The organism is Frankia sp. CoBUL1, assembly GCF_978021245.1.
Genome location: NZ_CDXDOS010000032.1, coordinates 1 through 24,044, shown reverse-complemented (window position 1 = coordinate 24,044; position 24,044 = coordinate 1). Strand labels below are relative to the sequence as shown.

The 24,044-nt window shown below is 71.6% G+C and carries 22 protein-coding genes and 1 pseudogene; 6 read left to right on the top strand and 17 right to left on the bottom strand.

Annotated elements, in window-relative coordinates:
- The 16 genes from AC08OX_RS05035 to AC08OX_RS04960 all read right to left on the bottom strand — a co-directional run.
- A partial coding sequence (locus tag AC08OX_RS05035) for a cation diffusion facilitator family transporter (protein ID WP_476606739.1) occupies positions 1 to 1,028 on the bottom strand: 1,028 nt, incomplete at its 3' end.
- Positions 1,029 to 1,120: 92 nt separating this feature from the next.
- A complete protein-coding gene (locus AC08OX_RS05030; RefSeq protein WP_476606738.1) occupies positions 1,121 to 1,576 on the bottom strand; it encodes an ArsR/SmtB family transcription factor in 456 nt (151 codons plus the stop codon).
- A gap of 267 nt (positions 1,577 to 1,843) precedes the next feature.
- A complete protein-coding gene (locus AC08OX_RS05025; protein ID WP_476606737.1) occupies positions 1,844 to 2,797 on the bottom strand; it encodes a ribose-phosphate diphosphokinase in 954 nt (317 codons plus the stop codon).
- A 120-nt stretch (positions 2,798 to 2,917) separates the two neighbouring features.
- Complete coding sequence (locus tag AC08OX_RS05020) at positions 2,918 to 4,156, bottom strand: ABC transporter permease (RefSeq protein ID WP_476606736.1); 1,239 nt, start codon at positions 4,154 to 4,156, stop codon at positions 2,918 to 2,920.
- Positions 4,157 to 4,229: 73 nt separating this feature from the next.
- Positions 4,230 to 5,150 carry an ABC transporter ATP-binding protein gene (locus tag AC08OX_RS05015; protein WP_476606735.1) on the bottom strand — a complete coding sequence of 307 codons (921 nt, stop codon included), beginning with the start codon at positions 5,148 to 5,150 and terminating at the stop codon, positions 4,230 to 4,232.
- Positions 5,151 to 5,219: 69 nt separating this feature from the next.
- Positions 5,220 to 6,746 (bottom strand): cobyric acid synthase, encoded by a 1,527-nt coding sequence (locus AC08OX_RS05010; protein ID WP_476606734.1) that lies wholly within the window; start codon positions 6,744 to 6,746, stop codon positions 5,220 to 5,222.
- On the bottom strand, positions 6,743 to 7,804 hold the full coding sequence (locus tag AC08OX_RS05005; protein WP_476606733.1) for a cobalamin biosynthesis protein: 1,062 nt from the start codon (positions 7,802 to 7,804) through the stop codon (positions 6,743 to 6,745). Before AC08OX_RS05005 ends, AC08OX_RS05010 begins: the two co-directional genes overlap by 4 nt.
- Positions 7,805 to 7,807: 3 nt before the next feature.
- Complete coding sequence (locus AC08OX_RS05000; RefSeq protein WP_476606732.1) at positions 7,808 to 10,858, bottom strand: DEAD/DEAH box helicase; 3,051 nt, start codon at positions 10,856 to 10,858, stop codon at positions 7,808 to 7,810.
- Between the two features lie 81 nt (positions 10,859 to 10,939).
- Positions 10,940 to 11,989, bottom strand: coding sequence for a twin-arginine translocase subunit TatC (gene tatC, locus AC08OX_RS04995; RefSeq protein ID WP_476606731.1), 1,050 nt, complete (start codon positions 11,987 to 11,989; stop codon positions 10,940 to 10,942).
- 76 nt (positions 11,990 to 12,065) lie between these two features.
- Positions 12,066 to 12,353, bottom strand: a complete 288-nt coding sequence (tatA, locus tag AC08OX_RS04990) for a Sec-independent protein translocase subunit TatA (protein ID WP_476606730.1) — start codon at positions 12,351 to 12,353, stop codon at positions 12,066 to 12,068.
- A gap of 337 nt (positions 12,354 to 12,690) precedes the next feature.
- Complete coding sequence (locus AC08OX_RS04985) at positions 12,691 to 12,906, bottom strand: hypothetical protein (RefSeq protein WP_476606729.1); 216 nt, start codon at positions 12,904 to 12,906, stop codon at positions 12,691 to 12,693.
- 10 nt (positions 12,907 to 12,916) lie between these two features.
- Positions 12,917 to 13,894, bottom strand: a complete 978-nt coding sequence (locus AC08OX_RS04980; protein ID WP_043590948.1) for a helix-turn-helix transcriptional regulator — start codon at positions 13,892 to 13,894, stop codon at positions 12,917 to 12,919.
- 55 nt (positions 13,895 to 13,949) lie between these two features.
- The gene (locus tag AC08OX_RS04975) at positions 13,950 to 14,972 is read right to left on the bottom strand and encodes a helix-turn-helix transcriptional regulator (RefSeq protein WP_476606728.1); all 1,023 of its coding nucleotides are present in this window, start codon (positions 14,970 to 14,972) and stop codon (positions 13,950 to 13,952) included.
- Positions 14,973 to 15,150: 178 nt separating this feature from the next.
- Positions 15,151 to 15,810 (bottom strand): FKBP-type peptidyl-prolyl cis-trans isomerase, encoded by a 660-nt coding sequence (locus tag AC08OX_RS04970; RefSeq protein ID WP_476606727.1) that lies wholly within the window; start codon positions 15,808 to 15,810, stop codon positions 15,151 to 15,153.
- A 14-nt stretch (positions 15,811 to 15,824) separates the two neighbouring features.
- On the bottom strand, positions 15,825 to 17,189 hold the full coding sequence (gene pafA / locus AC08OX_RS04965; protein ID WP_476606726.1) for a Pup--protein ligase: 1,365 nt from the start codon (positions 17,187 to 17,189) through the stop codon (positions 15,825 to 15,827).
- Between the two features lie 10 nt (positions 17,190 to 17,199).
- The gene (locus AC08OX_RS04960) at positions 17,200 to 18,381 is read right to left on the bottom strand and encodes a hypothetical protein (protein ID WP_476606725.1); all 1,182 of its coding nucleotides are present in this window, start codon (positions 18,379 to 18,381) and stop codon (positions 17,200 to 17,202) included.
- Positions 18,382 to 18,681: 300 nt separating this feature from the next.
- Here AC08OX_RS04960 and AC08OX_RS04955 point away from each other — a divergent pair, with 300 nt between their 5' ends.
- The 4 genes from AC08OX_RS04955 (at position 18,682) to AC08OX_RS04940 (ending at position 21,727) form a co-directional block, all read left to right on the top strand.
- Entirely contained in the window at positions 18,682 to 19,470 is a 789-nt protein-coding gene (locus tag AC08OX_RS04955; RefSeq protein ID WP_476606724.1) for a dienelactone hydrolase family protein, read from the top strand.
- Between the two features lie 334 nt (positions 19,471 to 19,804).
- Entirely contained in the window at positions 19,805 to 20,149 is a 345-nt protein-coding gene (locus AC08OX_RS04950) for a P-type ATPase actuator domain-containing protein (RefSeq protein ID WP_035910222.1), read from the top strand.
- 60 nt (positions 20,150 to 20,209) lie between these two features.
- On the top strand, positions 20,210 to 20,521 hold the full coding sequence (locus tag AC08OX_RS04945) for a hypothetical protein (protein ID WP_476606723.1): 312 nt from the start codon (positions 20,210 to 20,212) through the stop codon (positions 20,519 to 20,521).
- A gap of 27 nt (positions 20,522 to 20,548) precedes the next feature.
- On the top strand, positions 20,549 to 21,727 hold the full coding sequence (locus AC08OX_RS04940; RefSeq protein ID WP_476606722.1) for a hypothetical protein: 1,179 nt from the start codon (positions 20,549 to 20,551) through the stop codon (positions 21,725 to 21,727).
- 171 nt (positions 21,728 to 21,898) lie between these two features.
- On the opposite strand, the pseudogene AC08OX_RS04935 reads toward AC08OX_RS04940, so the two are convergent.
- Positions 21,899 to 22,132 (bottom strand): annotated as a pseudogene (locus AC08OX_RS04935) (IS256 family transposase); the annotation flags it as partial.
- 921 nt (positions 22,133 to 23,053) lie between these two features.
- Between AC08OX_RS04935 and AC08OX_RS04930 the strand changes: the two are divergent.
- Positions 23,054 to 23,251, top strand: coding sequence for a hypothetical protein (locus AC08OX_RS04930; protein ID WP_043590978.1), 198 nt, complete (start codon positions 23,054 to 23,056; stop codon positions 23,249 to 23,251).
- 9 nt (positions 23,252 to 23,260) lie between these two features.
- Positions 23,261 to 23,665, top strand: coding sequence for a PIN domain-containing protein (locus AC08OX_RS04925; protein WP_476606721.1), 405 nt, complete (start codon positions 23,261 to 23,263; stop codon positions 23,663 to 23,665).
- Positions 23,666 to 24,044: the final 379 nt, after the last annotated feature.

The window sequence follows — 24,044 nt, the reverse complement described above, 5'->3', positions numbered from 1 at the left end:
ACGGCATCGCGGGAAGACCGGCCCCGCTGTTCCCGACGGCCCCGCTGTTCCCGACGGTGCCGCCGCTGCCGCCCGGTCTGCCGGTCCCCGTCGCGGCGGACCAGCCCACGGGTGACACCGCACGGGTCGTCATGCGGCGGGGTGCACGGCTCGCACTCGGCCTCGATGGTCACGTGAGTGATGCCGTGCCGCGCGGCGAGCATCGCCTTGATCGCATCGGACACCGATCGGGCCTGCGCCAGGCTGGGATGGCCCCCGTCGCCGTAGGCACTGTCGAGATGGCCGAGCTCCAGATGCACCGACGCGGCGAGGACTCGGTCAGACAGGCTCCAGACGTGCAGGTCATGCACGTCGAGGACATGAGGGTCGCGCAGGATGTCGGCACGCACCGCCGCGACGTCCAGGCTCGCCGGGGTTGCCTCCAGCAGCACCCGCGAGGCACTCGCCAGCAGCCGCGCCCCCTGGACGGCGATGAGCAGCGCGATCACCAGCGAGACCAGCGGATCCAGCCAGTACCAGCCACCGACCAGCCAGATGGCCCCGCCGGCGGCGGCGACCGCCAAGGATACCGCAGCGTCCCCGGCGAGGTGCAGCACCGCGGCCCGGGTGTTGAGATCACCATCGCCGCCGTGGACCACCCACGCGCTGACCCCGTTGACAACGGCGGCGGCCAGCGCGACGGCGACCACCACTCCCCCATCCACGAAACCGGTCGAACCGAGGCGCCGCAGGGACTCCACCGCCAGCAGCGCCGTCACCACCAGCACGGCGGCGGCGTTGGCCTGCGCGGCAAGCACCGGCCAACGCACCCCGCCGAAGGTGCGGCTCGCCGACGGCGGCCGCCGGGACAGTGCCACCGCGACGAGCGCGAGCACCACGCCGGCAGTGTCGGTCAGGTTGTGCCCGGCGTCGGCGAGCAGACCGACCGAACCGACCGCGAGCCCCGCCGCCGCCTGCCCGATCACGATGGCGATGTTCAATGCGGTCGCCAGCAGCAGCCGGCGCCGTTGGCCGGCGCTCCCGGGCATCTCGGAAACACCGTGACCGTGACCGTGACCGTGATCCCGGCCACGACGATCATTGTGGCCGACGCCCTGGTCACCGAAGGTGCCGGTGCTGGTCATGCGTCGCACGCACCGGCCAGGGCGGCACGGTCGGCGGCGCCCCCGGAGCCGACGTCATCCGCACCACCAGCCTCGCCAAAGACCCCACCACGGGCCCCGCCGAGGCTCCCCGGCGCGACAGCCGCGACGGGGGCGGTGACGTTCGGGTGGATGTGGTCGGTGTCGACGGCCAGGACGACGCCGAGGAGATCGTCCAGGGCATGACGGAGCTTGTCATCGGCGAGCTCGTAGCGCTGCCGGCGACCCTCCGGCGTGGCGACGACCAATCCGCAACCACGCAGACAGGCCAGATGATTGGACAGATTCGTGCGCCCCACCCCGAAGATCTCCGCAAGATCCGAGGGGTAGGCCGCGCCCTCCCGCAGTACCAGCAGCAATCTGGCCCGCGTCGGGTCGGACAGCGCGTGCCCGAATCGGGCGAGCACCTCGGCATGCGAGGCAATCTTCACCATGCTTCAACGGTACAGCCGGTCCTGACGTCAGCCAACGCTGAACGGAACCGGCTACCGCCCCGTCGGACGGCGACAGGAATCCGTCGCGCCACCGACCTCCCGGGCCGAGTGCGCGAACTTCTCCGGGTACGTGTGCTTCGGCCGGCGAATTTGGGGGACCTGAGGACGGTCTGCGGGCCCTGGACCGTGCCCTGCTCCCCATAACGTGGCCGCCGCGCGATTAGGCGGACCCGTGTGTCCGAGACCCGGGCCAAGTCGGCGCGACGGTCAGGCGTCGAAGAGAGCGCTGACGGACTCGCCGTTGTGGATGCGGCGGATGGCCTCGGCGAGCGCCGGGGCAACCGTGAGAATCTTCAGCTTCGGCACTCGGTCCCCCGCCGGAATTGGCACCGTGTTCGTGCACACGATCTCGGCGACCTCGGGCTGGTCGCCGATGCGCTTAAGCGCACCCGCCGCAAACAGCCCGTGCGTACACGCCACCCGCACCGACCGCACGTTCAGCTCACGCAGCCGCTCAAGCAGCTCGAGCACGGTGCTGCCCTTGGCGATCTCGTCGTCGAGCACGATGACGTCCCGGCCGGCCACGTCACCGATGACCGTGCTGATGCTGACCCGGTCGTCGGCGAAACGCTGCTTGGCCCCCGCCGCCACCCGCACCCCGAGCATCCGGGCGAACGCCGCCGCCTCTTTGGCGTTGCCGAGGTCCGGGGAGACCACCGTCGTGTTCGACAGCTCGTAGTGACGGAAGTGCGCGGCGAGTTCCCGCAACGCATGCAGATGATCCACCGGCACGCTGAAGAAACCATGGACCTGCGGCGAGTGCAGGGTCATCGCGAGGACGCGGTTCGCACCCGCGGTGACGAGCAGGTCCGCGACCAGCCGCCCGCCGATCGAGATCCGCGGCGCGTCCTTCTTGTCCGAGCGGGCATAGGCATAGTGCGGCAGCACGACCGTCGTGCGCGCCACCGACGCCCCGCGCGCCGCGTCCAGCATCATCATCAGCAGCAGCAGCAGCTCGACGAGGTTCTCCTGCACCGGTGCGACCAGCGGCTGGATGAGGAACACGTCGCGTTCCCGGCAGTTCGCGGGAAGCTGGACCTCCAGGCAGTCGTTGGCAAAACGCTGCACCCGCACCCGATGCAGCGGCACGTCAAGGTGTGTGCAGATCTCCTCGGCGAGACTCAGATGGGCACTGCCGCTGAAGACGGCGATGTCTCGCACGAACCGCTCCTCGTTCCCTGTTCTCGGTGTCCCGGGGTCGCTGGGTGTCCCGGGTCTCGGTGTCCCCGGTCGACGTCCGATGGACCCGCCCGTCCCGGATGGTATCGACCAGGGGCCGAGTCATGCCGAGGTCCCTAGCGCCTCCCGGATCGGCACCCGAGTCCCGCCACGCTTCACCGCATTGCCGTACACCCGCCCGGTCAGCCAGACCAGTGCCCCGATCAGCGCGAGCGTCAGCGCCATCGCGACCACCACCTGCCACCCCGCCACGCTGCCGATCCCGATCACCATCGGCATCAGGACCGGCGCGAACAGCGGAATCATCGCCAGCACCAGGATGAGGCCGCTGTCCGGCGACCCCGGCAGCACCGAGATGCCCAGCACGTACGGGACGACGATCAGCAAGATCATCGGCGCCGTGACCCCGCCGGCGTCTTCCTGCCGAGACACCAGTGCCCCGGCGGCCGCGAACAGCAGCGCGTACACGGCGAACCCGAGCAGATACCACAGCAGCGCCAGCGCGACCGACCCGATCGCGATCCCGGCCGGGATGTCGAGCTGCCCGGTCGTCAGGCCCAACGACACGCCGACCACCCCGATCAGCGTCAACTGACCGAGAGCCACGGCGCCGATCCCGATGACCTTGCCGGCCATCAGCTGCCACGGACGCACGGTCGCCAGCAGCAGCTCCACCACCCGGCTGCTCTTCTCCTCGATCACCCCCTGCGCCACGGCCGGGCCGAAGATCAGCAGAGACAGGTAGATCAGCCCGCCGGAGAGCAGGCCGAGCAGCAACCGGGCCCCGTCCCGTTCCGAGGCCGGCCGCAGGGCGCTGACCTGGACCGTGGCCGCGGACACGGCTCGCCCCACGACGGCCGGATCACCACCGAGCCCCACGACCTGGCGCTCGAGCGCGACCTGCCGGGCGGCGAGGCTCAACACCGACGTCAGCCGGTCGCCGAGCTCCTTCTTGACGACCACCCGGTAGACGGCGTTCCCCGCCGCGCCAGGGATCGCAACCACGCGGACGAACGCGTCGACGTCACCGTCGAGCACGGCCCGCTCGCCGACCGCCCGATCCGCCACCGCACGGACCTCGACGTCCTCGCCCAGCGACCGGGCCGCAGCCTCGACCGTCGCCGCCTGCCGGAAGTCGACCGCGGTAAACGCGATCCGGCTCGCCGACGAGCCGCCGGTCAGGGACATCAGCAGCACCATGGCGCCGATCCCGAGGACGAACAGCCCCGTGGTGATCCGGAAGGCCCGCGACCTGGTCCTCGTCACGATCTCCCGCCGGGCGATCAGCCGGATCACCCGGCCCGACCCCTGCGCCGCGCCATCCAGCCCCCGCACGCTCACGCCGCGTTCTCCGGGAACGCCCCACTCCCCGGCTGCTGCCCGGCCTGCACGACGACGTTACGGAACAGCTCGGTCAACGACGGCCGGCGACGACGGAACTCCCGCACCGGGCCCGTGGCCAGCGCCGCGGCAGTACCGCCTGGTCGTCGGCACCCGCGGTGAGGCCCAGCACCGTCCGCGGCCCGTCCCGGTGACGCACGACGACCCCCGGTATCCCGTCGGCCCAGCCCGGCGGCGCCGCCGGCGCGTCCACCACCACCTGCAGATCACCACCCGCGCGCAACTCGTCAACCGAACCGCAGGCGACCATCCGGCCCGCCCGCACGATCCCGACCCGGTCGCACAACCGCTCGACGAGATCGAGCTGATGGCTGGAGAACATCACCGGAACCCCGGCGGCGCGACGCTCCCGCAGCACCTCGCTCATCACGTCGACGGCCACCGGGTCCAATCCGGAGAACGACTCGTCGAGTATCAGGACGACCGGATCGTGCACGAGCGCGGCGGCCAGTTGCACCCGCTGCTGGTTCCCGAGGCTGAGCTTCTGCACCTCGTCGTCCAAGCGGCTGGACACCCCCAGCCGCTCGGTCCACCGCGCCACTGCCCGACGGGCTGCCGCCAGCCCCATTCCGTGCAGTTGCGCGAGGTAGACGAGCTGCTCACCCACCCGCATCCGCGGGTACAGACCGCGTTCCTCCGGCATGTAGCCGATCCGGCGGCGGGTGCGTAACGTCAGCGGAACGCCGTCATAACGCACGACCCCGGAATCCGCCGCGAGCACCCCGAGGGCGATACGCATCGTCGTCGTCTTCCCGGCACCGTTGCTGCCGACGAACCCGAACAGCTCGCCGGCCCGCACCTCGAACGTCATCGACTCCAACGCGACGACGTCGCCGTACCGTTTCGACACCCCGTCGATTTCGAGCCGTCCATTGCCCACCTGCACCAGCTTTCCACGGCGTTCCGGGTAACGGTCAACCCCTGCCTCTGCCACCCAGATGCTATTCGCGGTGGTTTTCATGATTAATTTTGCGTGGTGCGACGATGTCAACACCGTTGATTATCAGGATGTGCCCGGGGGGACGAACGGCAGGCCGACGGGTGTGCCCTCGGCGAGCAGGCGGCGCAGGGCGCCTGTGTCGAGATGGTCGGCGACGAGGTCACCGAGGGCGTCGAGGCGGCGCTGCCGAGCATCGGCGAAGCACGTGAACGCCGGGACGAACGAACGCCCCGCGGCCGTGGCCACGTCGGCGAGATAGGCGCGGCGGAACGCATCGTTCTCCAGCACCCCGTGCCAGCTCGTGCCGGCGACCGCGCCGACGCGCACCCCGTCCGCTGCGAACGGCGCGCTGTCCGGATGCTCCTCGACGCTCAGCCGCCCGTGCCGGATCTCGTAGCCGGTCAGCGGTCGGCCGGCGGCATCGGTGGCCGCGCGCCGACCGAGCAGCTTCACCGGGTCGAACGTGGTGATGACCGGGAGCAGGCCGAGACCATCGACCTCGCCCGCACCCGATTCGACGTCGTCACGGATGCGACGGCCGAGCATCTGGTAGCCGCCGCAGATACCCAGCACCGGGCGGGCCGCGGCGGCGCGTTCGGCGAGGGCCGCGGCGAGACCACGGCGACGCAGCCAGCGCAGGTCCTCGACGGTGGAACGGGTGCCCGGCAGGATCACGAGGTCGGCGTCGGCGAGCTCGTCCGGTCGGGTGGCCAGGCGCACCGCGACCCCGGGCTCGACGCGCAACGCGTCGATGTCGGTCACGTTCGACAGCCGGGGCAGCCGGATGACGGCGACCCGCAGCACCTCCCGCCGACCGCCGTGCGAGGCAGGCCGCGCCTCGGGACAGGGCTCGGCGTCGGGGAAGGCGGCGAGGTCGAGGGAGTCCTCGACGTCCAGCCACAACCCCGCCTTCCAGGGGACGACGCCGTGCACCGGCCGGCCGGTGAGCCGTTCGATCTGGCGCAGCCCGGGTTCGAGCAGCCGGGCGTCGCCACGGAATCGATTGATCACCCAGCCGGCAACCAACGCCTGGTCGGCCGCATCGAGCAGGGCCAGCGTGCCGAACAGGGCGGCGAAGACCCCGCCCTTGTCGATGTCGCCGACCACGATCACCGGCAGGTTCGCGGCGCGCGCCAGGCCCATGTTGGCGATGTCGGTCGAACGCAGGTTGATCTCCGCCGGGGAACCGGCCCCCTCGCAGATCACCGCGTCGAACCGGCCGCGCAGGTCGTCCAGGCACTCCAGGACGATCGCGGCCAGCCGTTCCTTGTACGGGCGGTAGCCGAGCGCGTCGACCTCGGCGACCGGGCGGCCCAGCACAACGAGCTGGCTGTGCCGCTGGCCCCCCGGTTTGAGCAGCACCGGGTTCATCGCCGCCTCCGGTTCGACACCGGCCGCCGCCGCCTGCATCGCCTGGGCCCGGCCGATCTCCGCACCATCGGCGGTGACCGCCGAGTTCAACGCCATGTTCTGCGCCTTGAACGGGGCGACCCGCACCCCCTCCCGCGCCAGCCACCGGCAGATCCCCGCGGTCAGCACGCTCTTGCCGGCATCCGACGCGGTCCCGGCGACCAGCAGTCCCCCGCTCACCGGCGGCGCTCTCTTCTCCCGGGCCCACCAGAGCCCTCGGAGCCAGAGCGTCCGGAGCCGGTACCGAGGCCGAGGCGCGCGGTCAGGGCGGAGGTGACCAGCCGCGCCACCGGAGCCGCCGCCGCCGTCAGCGCGACACAGACCACGCTCACCGCCGCGGACAACCGGGCCGCGGCTGCGACGTCCGCGCCCTGCGGCCGCCGGCCGAACCCGAGCTCCGGCCGGTGCTCGACGCGGTAGGGGTAGCGCAGCTCTCCCCCGAGCCGCAGCCCCAGCGCCCCGGCGAACGCGGCCTCCATCATCCCGGCGTTGGGGCTGGGATGCGACCGGCCGTCCCGGCGCATGACCCAGTACGCGTCGACCGCCGAACCGCCGACGACCGGGGCGCACGCGCAGGTCACCAGCGCGCACATCCGCGCCGGGAACAGGTTCGCCAGATCGTCGAGGCGCGCCGCCGCCCAGCCGAAGCGTTCGTACCGGGGGCTGTGGTGTCCGATCATCGCGTCAAGGGTGTTGATCGCCCGGTAGGTGACCAGGCCGGGCAGGCCGGCGAGCGCCCCCCACCACAGCGGGGCGACCAGCGCGTCGGAGGTGTTCTCGGCGATGGACTCGATCGCGCCGCGGGCGATCCCGGCGGCGTCCAGCGACGCCGGATCGCGTCCGCACAGCGCCGGGAGCCGTTCCCGGGCCGCGGCGAGATCGTCGGCGCGCAGCTCCTCGCCGAGGCGTCGGCCCTGACGGCGCAGCGAGGCGCCACCGAGGACGGTCCACGTGACCGCCGCCGTGAGCGCGACGGCGCGTTCAGCGGCGCGTTCAGCGGCGCGTTCAGCGGCGACGGCGGGCACGGCGACCGCGGCTAGCAGCACCGCGGTGTGCAGCGCTCCGGGCGCCCGGCCGTCCCGGTAGAGCCGGTTCTCCAGCCAGGACGCGGCCCGCCCGAACCCGGCGACCGGATGCAGCCGCGCCGGGTCGGCGAGCAGCCCGTCCAGCACGGCACCGAGGACCAGACCGAACGCGCGCACGGCGCGGGAAGGGACCACGGCGCGGGAAGGGACCACGACTCAGACGCTCATCGCGTACGCGACGACCCCGCGACGGACGGCGTCCATCGCAGCCCGGGCGGTCCGGCGCACCCGCGCGCCGTCCGGCGTTCCCGGGTCCGCCCGCACCATCGGAGCGACCTGCGCGATCTGGTCAAGGATGTCGATGAGCTGGCGCATCCACCGGACGAAATCGCCGGCGGTCAGTTCCACGGAACTGTCGGTCAGCACCCGTTCCAACGTGCGGCCCGCGGCCCAGTCGTGCGCGACGGCGACGAATCCGAGCTCGGGCGGGCGCAGGAACGCGAGCCGGTGGGCCTGCTCGGCCTCGGCGAGCCGCTCCGACAGCCGGACCATCTCGGCGAGGCAGTCGCGTAGCGCCGCGCCGCCCGGCAGCGCCGGGACGCCGACGTCGTCACCGCGCGGCTCGAACACCAGCGTGGACACGGCGGCGGCCAGCGCCGGCGGGGTGAGATCGTCCCAGATGCCGGCGCGCAGGCATTCGGCGACGAGCAGGTCCTGCTCCGAATAGATGCGCGCGAGCACCCGCCCGGCGGCGGTGACGCGGTCCCCGTCCAGGTAGCCGAGGTCCTCGAGCGCGGCGCGGACCCGGTCGAACGTCTTCGCGACCGTGTTCGTCCGACCCTCCACCTTCCGTGAGATCGCGGCGGTCTCCTTGACCAGCCGGTTGACCTGCTCGGCGGAGCGCAGGTGCTCCTCGCGGCGCGGACAGTCGTGCACCGGATGGGCGCGCAGGGCCCGGCGCAGCCGGGCGAGCTCGGCGTCGTCCGCCGCGGCCGAACGGACCCTGGCCCGCCGGCCCGGAGGGGCATCGGGGTTGACGTCGGCGGCGCGCAGGGAGGAGGCCAGATCCCGGCGTGACTGCGGCGAGCGCGGGTTGAACGACCGCGGCACCCGGACCCGGCCGAGCGGTTCGACGGCGACCGGGAAGTCGGTCAGGGACAGCCTGCGAACCTGCCTGTCCGCGGTGAGCATCACCGGCCGCGGGCCGTCGGCGGCATTCGCGGCGGCGGCGGCGTCGGCGTCGAGCACGACAGCGAGCCCGCTGCGCCGCCCGGCGGGCACCCGCACGATGTCCCCGGTCCGCAGCCGGGCGAGCGCCGCCGCGGATTCGGCCCGCCGGCGCGCCGAACCCTCCCGCGACAGCGCGGCCTCCCGCTCAGCAATCTCCCGGCGCAACCGGTCGTACTCGCCGATGTCACCCTTGTCGCAGCTCAACGCCTCACGCTTCGCGTCGATCGCCTCGGTGTTGCGCTGCACCGCCCGGGCCAGGCCCACCACGGCCCGGTCGGCCTGAAACTGCGCGAACGACGACTCCAGCACGGTGCGTGCCCGCTCCCGCCCGAGCCTGCCGACCAGGTTGACGGCCATGTTGTACGACGGCCGGAACGACGAGCGCAGCGGATAGGTCCGCGTGGAGGCCAGCCCCGCGAGCGCGAGCGGATCCAGCCCCGGCTGCCACAGGACGACCGCGTGGCCCTCCACGTCGATGCCGCGCCGCCCGGCGCGGCCCGTCAGCTGGGTGTACTCCCCCGGGGTGATGTCCACGCGGCTCTCGCCGTTGAACTTCGTCAGCCGCTCCAGCACGACGGTGCGGGCGGGCATGTTGATGCCGAGCGCCAGGGTCTCCGTGGCGAAGACCACCCGGACCAGCCCCTGGACGAACAGCTCCTCCACGATCTCCTTGAAGGTTGGCAGCATGCCGGCGTGGTGGGATGCGATGCCGCGTTCCAGCCCCTCCAGCCACGCCCAGTAGTCGAGCACGGCGAGGTCGGTCTCGGGGATCCCGGCGGTGCGTTCCCGGACCAGGGTCCGGATCCGCTGCTGCTCCGCGGGGCCGACGAGCCGCAGACCCGCACGCACGCAGGAGGTGACCGCCGCATCGCAGCCGGCCCGGCTGAACACGAAGACGATCGCCGGGAGCAGGCCGTCGCGGTCGAGCCGTTCGACGACCTCCGGCCGGCCCGGCACCCACGTCCGCCGGCGCGCGCCGGGCGCCGGGCGACCGCGGCCGACTGCGGGAGAGCCCCCCGACAGCGCCCGGCTCTCCTCGCGGGCCAGCCGCAGCAGGTCCGGGTTCACCACTCGTCCACCGACCGCCGTCGGACCACCACGGGCCGCGGGGATGGCTGCCACGGGCGCCTGGCCGGCACCCCCATTGCGGCCACGGTCGCCACCGCGACCACCCTGGGTGGCCCGGCCCCGTTCGCCGTTGCGGTTGCCGCCCCGCCCCCGTCCGCGGTCCCGGTCGCCGCCGCGCTCCCGGTCGCCGACGGCGGCGCGCCGGGTGCCGGTTACCTCGAATCCGGCTTCGACCCCGGCGTTCCACCTCGACCGGACGAGATCATCGTCCAGGGTGGCACGGAGTGCCGCGGATCCGCCCGGCGGCGGCGTACCGGCAGTGTCCTCGAGGAACAGGTCGTACAGGGTGCGGTCAGCGAGCACATGCTGCCACAGCGGAACGGGACGATGATCGCTGACGATGACCCGGGTATGGCCGCACACCGTGACCAGCCACTCGGCGAACTCCTCGGCGTTGCTCACCGTTGCGGACAGGGAGACCAGCCGGACCTGCGCCGGCAGATGGATGATGACCTCCTCCCACACGGCGCCGCGCTGGCGGTCAGCGAGGTAGTGCACCTCGTCCATGACGACGTAGCCGAGGTCGTCCAGCCGGCCGTTGTCGACCGGGCCGGCGTAGAGCATGTTGCGTAGGACCTCGGTGGTCATCACCACGATCGGGGCGTCGCCGTTGCGGGAGGTGTCCCCGGTCAGCAGGCCGACCGAGACGGCGCCGTAGCGGGAGACGAGATCGGCGTACTTCTGGTTCGACAGCGCCTTGATCGGCGTCGTGTAGAAGCAACGCGTCCCGGTGCGCAGGGCGAGATGGGCGGCGAACTCGCCGACGACCGTCTTACCCGCTCCCGTCGGGGCCGCGACGAGCACCCCTTCACCGGCAGCCAGCGCCGCGACCGCCTCGAACTGGAACGGGTCGAGTCCGAAGGGGAGGCCAGCGGCGAACTCCACAAGAATCTCGGGCGTGGAGGACACATCAGCCACCCTACGGGACGCGACGGCCGGCAGCCGACCGGTTCATGCCGGTCCCGACCGGCCGGGAAGAACCTACGAGCGTCAGGTGATGTCGCCGTGGGTGACGTCGGTGCTTGGGGAGACGGGGGCCGTCCCCGCGCCGACGGGTGTTGACGACCCGGTGCCGGCAGGGTTCACCGTGCCGGGCGGGTTCACCGTGCCGGGCGACGTGGCCGTCGCCGCGGAGGCCGCGGGGCGGGGCGGGGCGTCGTCGAAGTCCAGCGGGGAGGTCTCGTCGTCGTCCAGGTCGGCATACGGGGAGGTGTCCCCGCGGCGGGCCACCCGCCGGTCGTTCAGCCACCCGATGATCAGCGCGACCTCGTAGAGGAGCACCATGGGCAGGCCCAGCGCGAGCATGGTGAACGGGTCCTGGCTGGGGGTGACGACCGCGGCGAACACGAACACCAGGAAGATCTCGGGCCGCCGCCAGGAGCGCAGCTTGGCGGTGCTGACGATCCCGGCCAGATTCAGCATCGTGACGAGCAGCGGAACCTCGAACGACAGTCCGAAGATCAGCAGCATCGCCTGGACGTAGCTGAGGTACCGGTTGCCGTCCAGGACGCTGACCAGCCCGTTGCCGCCGAAGCCGAGCAGCAGGCCCAGCCCGGTCGACAACGTCAGGTAGGCGAAGACCGCGCCGGTGGCGAACAGGACGAGGGAGACACCGACGAAGGTCAGTGACCAGCGCCGCTCATGACGGTGCAGACCAGGGGTGATGAAGGACCAGAGTTGGTACAGCCACACCGGCGAGGAGACCACCACCGCGGCGATCATGGAGATCTTCAGGCGGATGGTGAACGCGTCGAGGATGCCGAAGAAGTACAGGGTGCAGTCGTTCGCCGCCAGGCCGTCCGGGCTGAACCGCTTGCTCGCCGGCAGGTCGCAGTATGGCGCCTTGAGCCAGTCGAAGATGCGCGGCTCGAAGATGAAACAGACGACACCGGCGATCGCGAACGCGAGGAGCGCGATGGCGACGCGGTTGCGCAGCTCACGCAGATGCTCGGTGAGCGGCATGCGACTGTCCTCGACAGTGCGCGTGCGGCGGTGGTTCACCGAGGCGACGAGCCTTCGCGGCGTGGGCAACCCTGGCACGTCGGCGGCTCCTGGTCGAGAGGAAGGAGGAAGGGGCGCCGGCGGACGCCCGACAGGCCGTGGAACCGCCGTGAGGTCAGCCCCGGTCGGCGGCCGACGCGGTGCCGTTCACGGACGAGGCGGAGACCTGACCGGGCGCGACGGCCTGCGGCTGGGCCACCGGCGGCTGGGCCTCGATCGGCAACGGGGCCGGCTGCGCCGCGAGCGCGGGCTGGTCATCCTCGCGCAGGCCCTTCGTCTCGGCCTTGAAGATGCGCAGCGAACGACCGAAGGAACGCGCGGCGTCGGGAAGCTTCTTCGACCCGAATAGCACCAGAACGACGAGAGCGATGATGATGATTTCGGTGGTGCCCAGGTTTGGCATGGTCGGCGTCCTCCGATGAGCGCGGTACCGAGCCCGGTCCGACGACCGGTGCGATCGATGCTACGTCCGCCAGCCTAGGAGGGGATAGACGGCGTGCGGGTATCCCGGAGATGACGGATGCGCAACGAAGTCAGCCTGCACGATAGCTCGTAGCACTCGGCGGGGAAAGCGTGTCCACAACGACGCCGGAAACCCAAATCATCACCGACCGCTACCTCGTCAAGCCGGAAGTCCCAAATTGTGGCGACACAACGCCATATGGCACGATCGACGTCACGCGACGGTCGCTCCCGGCAGACCACACGGGGACCACGGATCCGGTCAGGCGAGGATCCGGTCAGGACGTGCGTTCGGCGAGCCGCGCACTGACCTCGGCGTGGTCGAGCCGCGCCGCGAGCGCCGCGGTGTCCGAGGCCAGGGCCGAGACCCGCGCGGACAGCTCCGTCGTGACGGCCCGCACCGCGCGCATCTTCTGCCACACCCGCCACGCACTGAGCGCCAGCAGGGCAAGCGCGCCGACGATGAGGACGAGGTAGAGGAGCGCCCAGAACATACCGATCACCCTACTCGGCGGTCGGCGTGAGCCCGTAGGCGAGCAGGGCCCGGCGGGCCAAGGCGTGCACCTCCTCGGCGAGCGCCGGCGGCTCGACCACCCGCACGTCGGCCCCGAGGCCGAGGACCAGCCGGTGCAGCCAGAAGGTCTCCCCGGCGTACAGCGTGACCTCGAGCCGTCCACCGGGCAGCTCGCGCATCCCGGTGACCGGGTAGTAGTCGGCCACCCACCGGGCCGGGGACGCCAGCTCCAGCACGACCCGCACGTCAGCCGGGCCGGGCCGGTAGATCCCCTCCCTGGTGTCGCGGGACACCGTGCCCGGCGGCGGAACCGCCGGGGCGTCGAGGATCGTCACCCCGCCCGGCCCGTCGATGCGGTCCAGCCGGAACAGCCGCACCGCCTCCGCCCGGTGGCACCATCCCTCCAGGTACCAGCGGCCGTCCTGGACCAGCACCCGCATCGGGTCGACCTCGCGCTCGGTCAGCTCGTCGCGGGACCACACCAGGTAACGCAGATGCACCCGCCGGCGGTCCCGCAGCGCCCGCTGCACCACCGCGAGGACCTCGTCGTGGACGTCGAGGGTGACGCGTACCTGGCCGACGGCGGCGGTGCCGGCGGTGCCGACCGCCTCCTCCAACTTCTCCAGCGCCCGATCCAGGGCCTCGCGGCCGGCGAGGCCGGGCACGTCGGCGAGCGCGCGGGCTGCGACGATCAGGGCGGTCGCCTCGTCGACCGACAGCCGCAGCGGCCGGTCGAGGGTCTGCGGATCGACGATGGTGATCTGATCGCCGGAGTAGCTCAGGTCGATGAGGTCCCCGGGCGCGCCGCCGGGCAGGCCGCAGACGAACAGCAGGTCGAGGTCGTCGCGCAGCTGGCGGGGGGTGACCCCGAAGGCCGCGGCCGCCTCGGTCAGGGAGATCCCGGGATGCGCCCGCAACCAGGGGACGAGCGCGAGCAGCCGGCTCAGCCGGTCGGTGGCGGCACTCACCGCGTGCCCGGGGCGGGCGGTGGACGATGAGCCGGGGCGGGCGCCGCACGGCGGATCATCGGGCGCTCACCGGACGTTCGTCGCGGCGCACCCCCGCAGGTGGGGACGCCACGTCGCGGGCGGCGGTGTCCGCGAGCGTGGCGGCGGTGCCCGTGAGGGCCGCCCGGAGCCGACCGACCACAGCCGCGCGCAGCTCGGGTGGGTCGACGACGACGACGTCCGGACCCGATCCGACGATCCACCGGGCGAGCTGTTCGGTGTCGGCGAAGTCCATCTCCAGCAGATCCATGCCCGGCGGTGGATTCGTATCCGGCGACGGGCGGGCGTACCGCCGCAGCGCGTGCGCGCTGCCCCGGCGGACCGCCAGCGTGGCGGTCCGGAAGCGGTCCGGGGGGGCCTGCGCCGAGACCATCGCCCGCAGGTCGACCCCTGGCGGGACCTGGACCGCGCCGGCCGGTCCGACCATGCGCACCGGGCCGGTGAACCGGGACAGCCGGAACACCCGGGCCGCACCACGGTGCAGGTCGTGCCCGGCAAGGTACCACCGCCCCCGCCACGACAGCACCCCCCAGGGCTCGACGTGCCGGTCGGCGGAGTCCATCTCACCGACCTTCCGGTACGGGAAGCGGATGGTCCGACCGGCCTGGACCGCCGCGAGGCACTGCTCGAAGGCCGGCTCGGTCGCATCGACCCGCGGTTCGAAGCCGTCGAGCGCGCCGAGCCCGCCACCGCTCACCGCGGCCCCGCCCGCGGCGAGCTTGCGCAGGGCGCTGGCGGCCGGCCCGGCGAGCGCCGTGCTCGACCACAGCGAGCCGGCGACGGCCAGGGCCGCGGCCTCGTCCGGTTCCAGGGCGATGTCGGGCAGCGCGTAGTCGCCGCGGCGGATGCGGTAGCCGGTCTCGTTGCTGAACGCCGAGTCAGCGCCGGTCTCCAAGGGGATGCCGATCTCCCGCAGATACGCCTTGTCCCGCTCGAACATCCGCCGGAAGGCGTCCTGCTCCTCCTCGGTGCGCCCGGGCTCGTAGCCCTCCACCAGCTCGCCGATCTGGGACACGGTGAGGAAGCGCGATGTCGCCATCAGGCACATCGTCAGGTTGAGGAGCCGCTCCACCCGTCGCCGGGACACACCCGTAAAGGGTAGCCGCCGGAGTTCACCGGGCACGCACCACCCCATCCCCGCCGCTGGCGCACCGGTCCCACCGGTCCCACCGGGCCCACCGGGCCACCCGCGGCCGGGCCGGGTGAAGGCCCGTGGGCTACGGCTGGCCGGCGCCGGCCCCAACACCCGGCGTGGCGCCGTCGACCGCGATCAGGTCCACCACGAACACCAGGGTGTCGTCGGCGAGGATCGTCGGCGGACGTCCCCCCACCGGGCCGTACCCGAGGTCCGGCGGGATGATGATCTGGCGGCGGCCGCCGACGCGCATCCCGTCGATGCCCTGCCCGAAGCCGGCGATCGTGCCGTCCAGCGGGAAGGTCGCCGGCTGGCCCCCCGCCCAGCTGCTGTCGAACTCCTTGCCGTCGCGCCAGAGCACGCCCACGTACCGGACCGTGACGGTGCTGGTGGCGGAGGCGAGCGCGCCGTGACCGGTCACGAGATCGGTGGTGACCAGCGTGGCCGGCGCCGTCCCCCGGCCCGCCGCGGAGATCGGCTTGCGGCTCAGGTCGGTGGCACCCGCGACCGCGGGGACCCGCCCGGAGGTATCGTCGGCGGCCGTCCGGGAGGGCACCGGCGCCGCCCTGGTGCCGTCGGGGGCGTCGGAGGCGCCGCAGCCGACCAGGAGCGGGGCGAGCAGCACGGCACCCGCGAGCAGGTGCCGGCGGGTGGCGGACGGCCGACGGCCGCTGCCACGCGAGCCGGGACGGGCTGACGCGAAGGGCAGGACGACGCCGGCGCGTCGCGGCACGAACATCACAGGGGCTCGAGTCCTCACATACTGGCGATGAGCTTGTCGACCCGATCATCAACGGAACGGAACGGGTCCTTGCACAGGACCGTACGCTGGGCCTGATCATTGAGCTTCAGGTGGACCCAGTCGACCGTGAAGTCCCGGCGTTTCTCCTGGGCACGCTTGATGAACTCGCCGCGCAGCCGGGCGCGGGTGGTCTGCGGGGGGCGTGACTTGGCCTCGAAGACGTCGAGATCACGGGTGACGCGCTCGACCAGACCAGCCCGTTCCATCCGGTAGTACAGGCCCCGGTCGCGGTGGATGTCGTGGTATTTCAGGTCGAGCTCGGCGACCCGCGGCGAGGCCAGCGACAGCCCGTGCTTGTACCGGAAACGCTCGATGAGCACGTACTTCGTCACCCAGTCGATCTCACGGGCGACGAGCTCGAGGTCGTCGGTCTCGATCGCGAGCAGGGTACGGCCCCACAGGTCGAGCACCCGCTTGGCGACCTCGTCCCCGTCCCCGCCGCGGCGCTCCACGAACTCGACCGCCTTGGAGTGGTACTCCCGCTGGATGTCCAGCGCGCTGACCTCACGTCCGTTGGCCAGCTTGATCCTGCGCTGGCAGGTCATGTCGTGGCTGACCTCGCGAATCGCCCGGATCGGGTTCTCCAGGGTCATGTCCCGCAGCATCACACCGGCCTCGATCATGCGCAGCACCAGGTCGGTCGCCCCGAGCTTGAGCAGCATGGTCGTCTCGCTCATGTTCGAGTCGCCGACGATCACGTGCAGCCGCCGGAACCGCTCGGCGTCGGCGTGCGGCTCGTCACGGGTGTTGATGATCGGCCGGGACCGGGTGGTCGCCGAGGACACCGACTCCCAGATGTGCTCGGCGCGCTGGGAGATGCAGTACACCGCGCCCCGCGGGGTCTGCAGCACCTTGCCCGCGCCGCACAGGATCTGCCGGCTGACCAGGAACGGCACCAGCACGTCCGCGAGCTTCGAGAACTCGCCGTGCCGACCGACGAGGTAGTTCTCGTGACAGCCGTAGCTGTTGCCGGCGGAGTCGGTGTTGTTCTTGAACAGATGGATGTCGCCGGCGATGCCCTCCTCGCGCAGCCGTCGTTCGGCCTCGACGAGCAGGCCCTCGAGGATGCGTTCCCCGGCCTTGTCGTGGGTGACCAGGTCGGGCACGGAGTCGCATTCCGGGGTGGCGTACTCCGGATGGCTACCGACATCCAGGTAGAGACGGGCGCCGTTCTTGAGGAACACGTTGCTGCTGCGTCCCCATGACACGACACGACGGAACAGGTACCGTGCCACCTCGTCCGGGGACAGCCGTCGCTGCCCCCGGAACACGCAGGTGACGCCGTACTCGTTCTCCAGTCCGAAGATGCGGCGGTCCACGTCTGTGACCCTATGCTCGGATGCCGCCTCGGCGCGCCGGGACGCTCGGGCCGGATGTCAGCCTGATGCGGATTCGCCCCTCCTGTGGACGGACAGGCCGACCGACAACCGCTAGGCCCAGCCCGACGACGAACCAGCCGGCGAGGACCAGCACCGGGCGGCCACCCCCGGCACCGTCGAAGTAGGCCGTCGAGCGCAGCAGCGTGGCACCCGCCCCCGGCGGCGCAAACTGGCCGATGTCGCCCCAGGGCCGTGGCAGCATCTCCGGGGCGGAGGCCGCCCCCGACAGGGCGGCACCGGCGACCAGAACCAGCACCGCGGCGACGAGACCCGGCACGCCCGCGACCGCCCCGAGTCCCAGGACCGGCCCGGCGACGGCCAGCGCCAGCAACGTCACGACCGCCATCGTCGTCAGGAACTCCCCGGGTAGGACGTCCAACGCCCCCTGCAGCGCGACGGCCCCGGCGAAGCCGGAGAGCACCGCGAGCGCGGCGAGCCCGGCGAGCCGGATCACCCGCGACCCCACCATCCGCGCCAGCAGCACGCCGGCCGCGGTGATCACCAGCGTCAACGGGAGGTAACCGGCCGCCAGCCCGCCGCCGGCCTGGTCCCGTGGCGCGTTGGCCACCACGTCGACCACCGGGATCTCCAGACCTGGCATGAACACCCGGATGCCCCGAGTCAGCGCCTCGGTGACCGCCGGACTCGCTGCGGAGGCGACCCGCAGGGTCAGGCCGTTGCCGCCGATGACGATCGCGGCGTAGGCGTCACGCTCGCGCAGCGCACGGTCGGCGGCGGCCACCGTCGGCACCGTGCGCACCGTGAGGGCGCCCGGCTCCACCCGGCTGATCTGGTCGGCGAGCGCGGTCGCCGCGGGTGCCGGGCCCACGGTGAGGATCGGCAGGTCCCGGGGACGCAGGCTGGTGACGGACGTTCCGTACAGCCAGACCAGGACGCCCATCAGCAGGGCCATGCCGACGGTGATGACGGCGATCAGCCGGACACCGTGCGTGCCGAGCCCGTCGACGCCGCCGAACCGGGCCCACGCCCGTCCGGCCGGATCGGCCGGATCGGGCAGGCCGGTCTCGCCCGAGGCCGGCGGGGGCGACGGCGCCGAGTGTCCCGGCTCGGGGCGCCGCCCCGGAAGAGGATCATGTTCGCCGCCGCCACGATGCCGTTCCCCGGTCACCACAGGAGGACTCCGACGGTCCGGTCGACGTGCGCCGGGTCCACCGCGCCCTCCCAGGCCGCCGCCACCCTCGGCAGTGGTTGCCTCACCGTGTCCTCCCTCCGTCCGGCGACACCCGCCAGGCTGCTACAAGGAGTAGCGTGACGCCTTCATGCTGTCGGGGCTTGTCCGGCGGCGTGTCGCGGCCGGCATGTCCGGGTGAATCCGCCGGTCCGCGGCGGTTCCGGACACCAGGTGGTCGACGGACCATGGGCGGGACAGGCGGATCGGGCGGGAAGGCTCCCCGGCGGGAAGGATGGCGACATGGCAACCGGAACGAACGACGCGGCGTCCCATCGAACACGACATGACGGCGAAGACAGGGCCCGGCTGCGGGCGCAGGCCGTCCGCGGCCGCGGCGGGCTGCCGCTCACGGTCCTCGCCCCGGCCGCGAAGGACCCGCCGCGCGGCGGCTTGGTCGTCGTCCAGGACGCCCGAGGCATCACGCCGTACCTGGTCTCCGTCTGCGACCGGCTCGCCGCCGCCGGCTGGCTCACCGTGGCCCCGCACCTGTATCACCGCGACGGGCTGGACGAGGTGGACCCGGCCGACGGCTGGGCCGCGGCCACGTCGACGATGGGCACCCTGTCCGGCGCGGGCATCGACGCCGACATCGACGCGGCGCTCGGGCACCTCCTCGCCGCGGGCTTCCCCGCCGAGCGGAGCGCGATCATCGGCTTCTGCATGGGTGGCACGGTCGCGCTGCACACCGCCACCCGGCACACCCTCGCCGCGGCGGTGTCGTTCTACGGCGGCGGGATCAGCACACCGTACTGGCCCGGCATCCCCGCCCTGGTGGAGGCGGCACCGTCGTTGCGCGGGCCGTGGCTCGGCCTCTACGGCGAGGAAGACGCCCTGATCTCCACCGACGAGATCGCCGCCCTACGAGCCGCGGCCGCACGCTCGGGCGCCCCGACGGAGCTGGTCAGCTACGCCGGGGCCGGCCACGCCTTCCACAGCGACGACCGGGAGGCGCTCTACCGCCCGGTCGCCGCGGCCGACGGCTGGTCACGGGCACTCGCCTTCCTCGACCGGCACGTTCGCCCCCGCTGAGGCGCCCGGCCGGCCAATCGAAGATCGTCACCATCGACCTCACGAGCATCACCCATCTGGCGTCCAGAGATCACGGTGGGCGCACGCGAGAGATCGGCGGCGGATGAGGGCGGCGGTGCGCGCCAGGTACGGCCCACCGGAGGTGGTGGGAATCCAGGAGGTCGACAAGCCCGCGGCCGGCGGCGGTCCGGGCCCCGGACGGTGCCGCGGCTAGGCTGCTCTGATGCCACGTCATAGCTGATGCCACGTCATAGCTAGCGACAGCTGGCGCGGCTCAGCGTAAGTCTGCTCTGCTGGCAGCGTAACGGTTGGAGTATGGGGACCGGGATCGTGGATGCGTCTGGGCACACTCGTGCGGACCGGCTCGGCGGCGGCCGTGGTGGTCGCCACCGGCGCGCGTACCCAGTTCGGCCGGATTGCGCTCGGGCTGGGCGAACGGCACGAGGAGACCCAGTTCCAGATGGGGCTGCGCCGGTTCTCCGGGCTACTGGCCCGGGTCGCCGGCGTGCTCACCGGCTCGATCTTCGTCATCAACCTGGTGCTGGCCCGGCCGCTGATAGACGCGTTGTTGTTCTCGCTGGCCATCGCGGTGGGCAGCACCCTGCGCCGTCGACGAGCGCGGGCGGCCGCGAGCAGGCTGTCGTGGTGCGGGCGGACCACGGACCCGGTCATACCCTAGTGCAGGTAGGACGAGGGCCGGTGAGGATTGTCCGCCCATCGCGTCGGTAGGCTGCCGACCATGGCGGAGCTGAGTGACGTCGAGCTGGACGCGCTGGTCGAGAGTGCCGTCGTCGACGCCTATGGTGAGGACGAACAGATCACGGCGTTTCATGCCGTGATCGGGGACAGCCTCGCCGTTCCCTTCCGGGCCACCGTACTGGGCGTGGAAGTGACAGTGATGGGGATCGATCTGTTGCCTGGAAGCGGTATCGTCGCAGTCTGCGCCCGGGGGAGGTATCGCCAGGCGATAGGGATTCTGGACCTGCTGCTGCCCGACCCTCCTCCGGGTGGGGCGGAATGGATCGAGGCCTACCGGCGCTGGGCGCTCTGACGGCGAAATGACAAGATCAGGTAGAAGATGTCCACGTACCAGTACTACGAGTTCCTGGCCGTCGACCGGCCTCTGGACGCACGGCAGCAGGACGAGGTCCGTGCGCTGTCCACCCGGGCCAGGATCACCGCCACCAGTTTCACCAACGAATACCACTGGGGTGACTTCCGTGGTGATCCCCGGAAGATGGTGGAGCGGTTCTACGACGCCCATCTCTATCTTGCCAACTGGGGCACCCACCGGGTGATGCTCCGCCTGCCCCGTGCCCTTCTCGATCTCAAGGTCGCCGAGCAGTACTGCGCCGATCCGCATGTGACCGCCTGGACCACCGGAGAGCATCTCGTCCTCGATCTGAGTAGCGAGGACGAGGGCGGGGACTGGGTGGAGGGCGCCGAGGACTCGTTGTCGGCGATCGTCGGTGTCCGTGCCGAACTCGCCGCCGGTGATCTGCGGCCTCTTTATCTGGCCTGGCTGGCGGCTTACGGGGTGTGGGAACGCGACGAGGAGGCCTTCGACGACGAGGAGGACGATCTCGAGCCGCCGGTGCCCGCCGGGCTGGGTTCCCTGACCGCACCGCAGCGGGCTCTGGTGGATTTCCTCCGTCTCGACGCCGATCTGCTTGCCGCCGCGGCCCAGGCGAGTCCGCCTGCGGCCCAGGCCAGGGAAGATCCCCACGCACTGGCCAGGTGGATCAAGGATCTTCCCTCCGGTGACAAGGAGAAACTCCTGCTCCAGGTCACACAGGGCCATGGGGCCCGGGTCCAGATGGAAGTGCTACGGCGCTTTCGTGGCGAGCCCGATCCCCTCCGGGATGGCCGTCCCCGCCGCACGGTCGCCCAACTGCTGGACGCCGCCGCGGACATCCGCCAGGAACGCCGGCGGCACGCCGAGGCTGCTCGTGCCGAGCAGGACGCCCGCGATGCCCAGGCGCGGGCGCTGGCTCGGGAGAAACGGCTGGACGCTCTGGCCCGTGATGGTGACACGGCCTGGGGGCGCGTTGACGCGCTGATCGACACCCGCAGGCAGAGCGACTACGACGCGGCCGTCGACCTTCTTGGGGATCTGCAGGCGCTGGCCTCACGTTCCGGCACCACCGTGGAGTTTGCCCGACGGTTCACGCTCCTGCGCCAAGTACATCTCCGGAAGCCCAGCCTGATCGCCCGTTTCGACCGTGCCGGCCTCGGTGCCGTCACGACCGGGCAGTGACCCGTCCTCAGGTCTCCGCGGTTGATCTGCCGGCGACCCGACACTGATCCGAGGCGGGGGCGCCCGTCCGGTTTCCCTGGAGGAATTGCCAAGACTTGTGGATGGTGATCGCTAGGCGGCTTGGGTCACGGGTGGGGTGGTGGGTCGTTCGATGAGCTGGCCGCCCTCGAACACGGCGCCGGAGGTCATCACCTGCCGCGGCTGGGCGTGACCGTCACGGACGACCAGCCGGCGGCCGCGTTCGTCACGCTGGTCAGCGAGTTCCGCGATGTAGGCGTCGACCTCGGCTTCCAGGGCGGCGGCGAGCATCCGCCGGGCACCTTCCCGCACGATCTCGTCGATCAGCGACGGGCTGCTCACCGGACCATCGGCGGGCGTGCCGTCTTCGGGGACTACCGTGAGCACGGGCGTGCCTTCCAGACCGACGCGCCAACGTCGGTCTGACTGAGACCTCAACCTCGATCACCGGGAAGGTACGCCCTCCCCAGCCGATCCACAGGTCTCAACCATTGCTCGTTCCCTATCCGCATGTCGGTCAACAGCGAAGTGATTGAACAGCGGGCAGCGTCCCACCATGTAATACCGGTCATCGTGGACGTGTCGTTCCCGCTACCCGAGCGCACCACTCAACGGCGGATGTCCGGGCTGGCGCTCGGGGCCATGGTCTGCCGGCTTCGACCACTGGTGTCATCCCGGGTCGTGACCCGCGCCCCGTGCATGGACGTTCCCCGCCGTGGCCGCACGTTTCCGCTGGCAGACGGCCTGTTTATGTGATCGGGGATGGTGATCGTGGGGCCGGGGATGGTGGGGTGGCGGTTCGGGTTGCGCCCGGTTCTGCCCACTGGTCACTGTGACTATTGGTGTGACCTGGGATTTCGTCCAACCTTTTGCTAGTCGTCAAGTTCGCACAATACGAACCGGGCGATGCCCGCAGTGCGCCACCAGGCGTGCGAAGTCCTTCGGCCGGCGACGGGCGTACGTCCGCTCCACGGGGCCGTACCCACCCGCCGGCCCGGTGCTCGGTGAGCACGGCGGGCAGCTCGACATCCAGGCCGAATTTCTCCGTCAACCCGGGCTACCCGGCCGTCTGCGGGGTGGTCGCCAGCCCGCGGTGTGGTCCTGGCTGGGGATGGCCGCCGCCCACCTCGCAGACGAACGTCCACAAGCCGGCCGCCATCCATCGGCGCGGGCTGGATAAACTCGTCCGGGTGGAAGGGGCGTACCTGTGTATCCATGCCACAGCTGCACGGGTCGCGAGCTGTGCGTCGCGCCGTATGCTGGTCCTGGCTGCAGTGCGCCGGAGACGCCAGCGAGGAGGTCTCGTCCATGAGCACTCCAGGGATCGGCCATCCGTTGTACCCGCCGCTGCGCCCCACGGTCACCGTCGAGGAGCTCCTGGCCACGAGAGGTACCCAACCCATCCGCTCGCTCGACGACCTGGCCGCTGACACCTTCGATTCCGACGAGGAGCTCGACGAGTTCCTCGCGTTCACCTACGCCGAGCGTCGTCGCGACGTCGCCTGAGCCGTCGCCGTGCAGCCCGTCGTCCTTGACACCGACATCGTGTCCCTGAGTCACAAGCGCAGGCTCAGCAGGCCCGTGGCAACCCGCCTGATCGGCCGCCGGCCGCTGATCACCTTCGTGACCTTCGGTGAGCTCACCAAGTGGACCGATCCGCGAGACTGGGGTAGTCGTCGACGTCAGGAACTCGCCGACTGGCTTTCAGGAATCCCTGTACTACCCGGAGATGAAGCCGTCGCTGCCACCTGGGGCGTACTCTCCGCAGCCGCCACCCGGGCCGGACAGCCCCGTCCAGTCAACGACATGTGGATCGCGGCGTGCTGCCTCACCCACAATCTGCCGCTCGCCACCTTGAACCCGAAGGACTGCATGTACTTCAGGGATCATCATGGTCTACGGATTCTTGGCGAGGAGTAACCGCTGCTTCCGAACGGCGGGCCCCGGGGTCATGCGGTACGCCGTGGTGGCCGGCTGCGACGTCGCCACCGTGACGACTCAGCCGGGATCGAAGTCCCAGCAGAACACGCAGCGCGCCGGTTTCGACCTCCTCCACACCCGCGCCATCCTCAACGCGCGGCGATGTTGGCGGGCCAGCCCGAGGCTGTCCGGTCAGCCATGGAGAAGACCGGTGGCGGAAATGGCCGGCGCAGGTTGGCGCTGCTAAAAAGAGCCATGACCACGACACCACGAATTCAGCGTAAGTGTTCGGTGATGTCGTGGGAGGGCTCGCCGAATGCCCGGCCGGCGTTGCCGGTCGGGTGCTGTCGGTGAGGCGAGTTAAGGCGCGGGTCCGTCG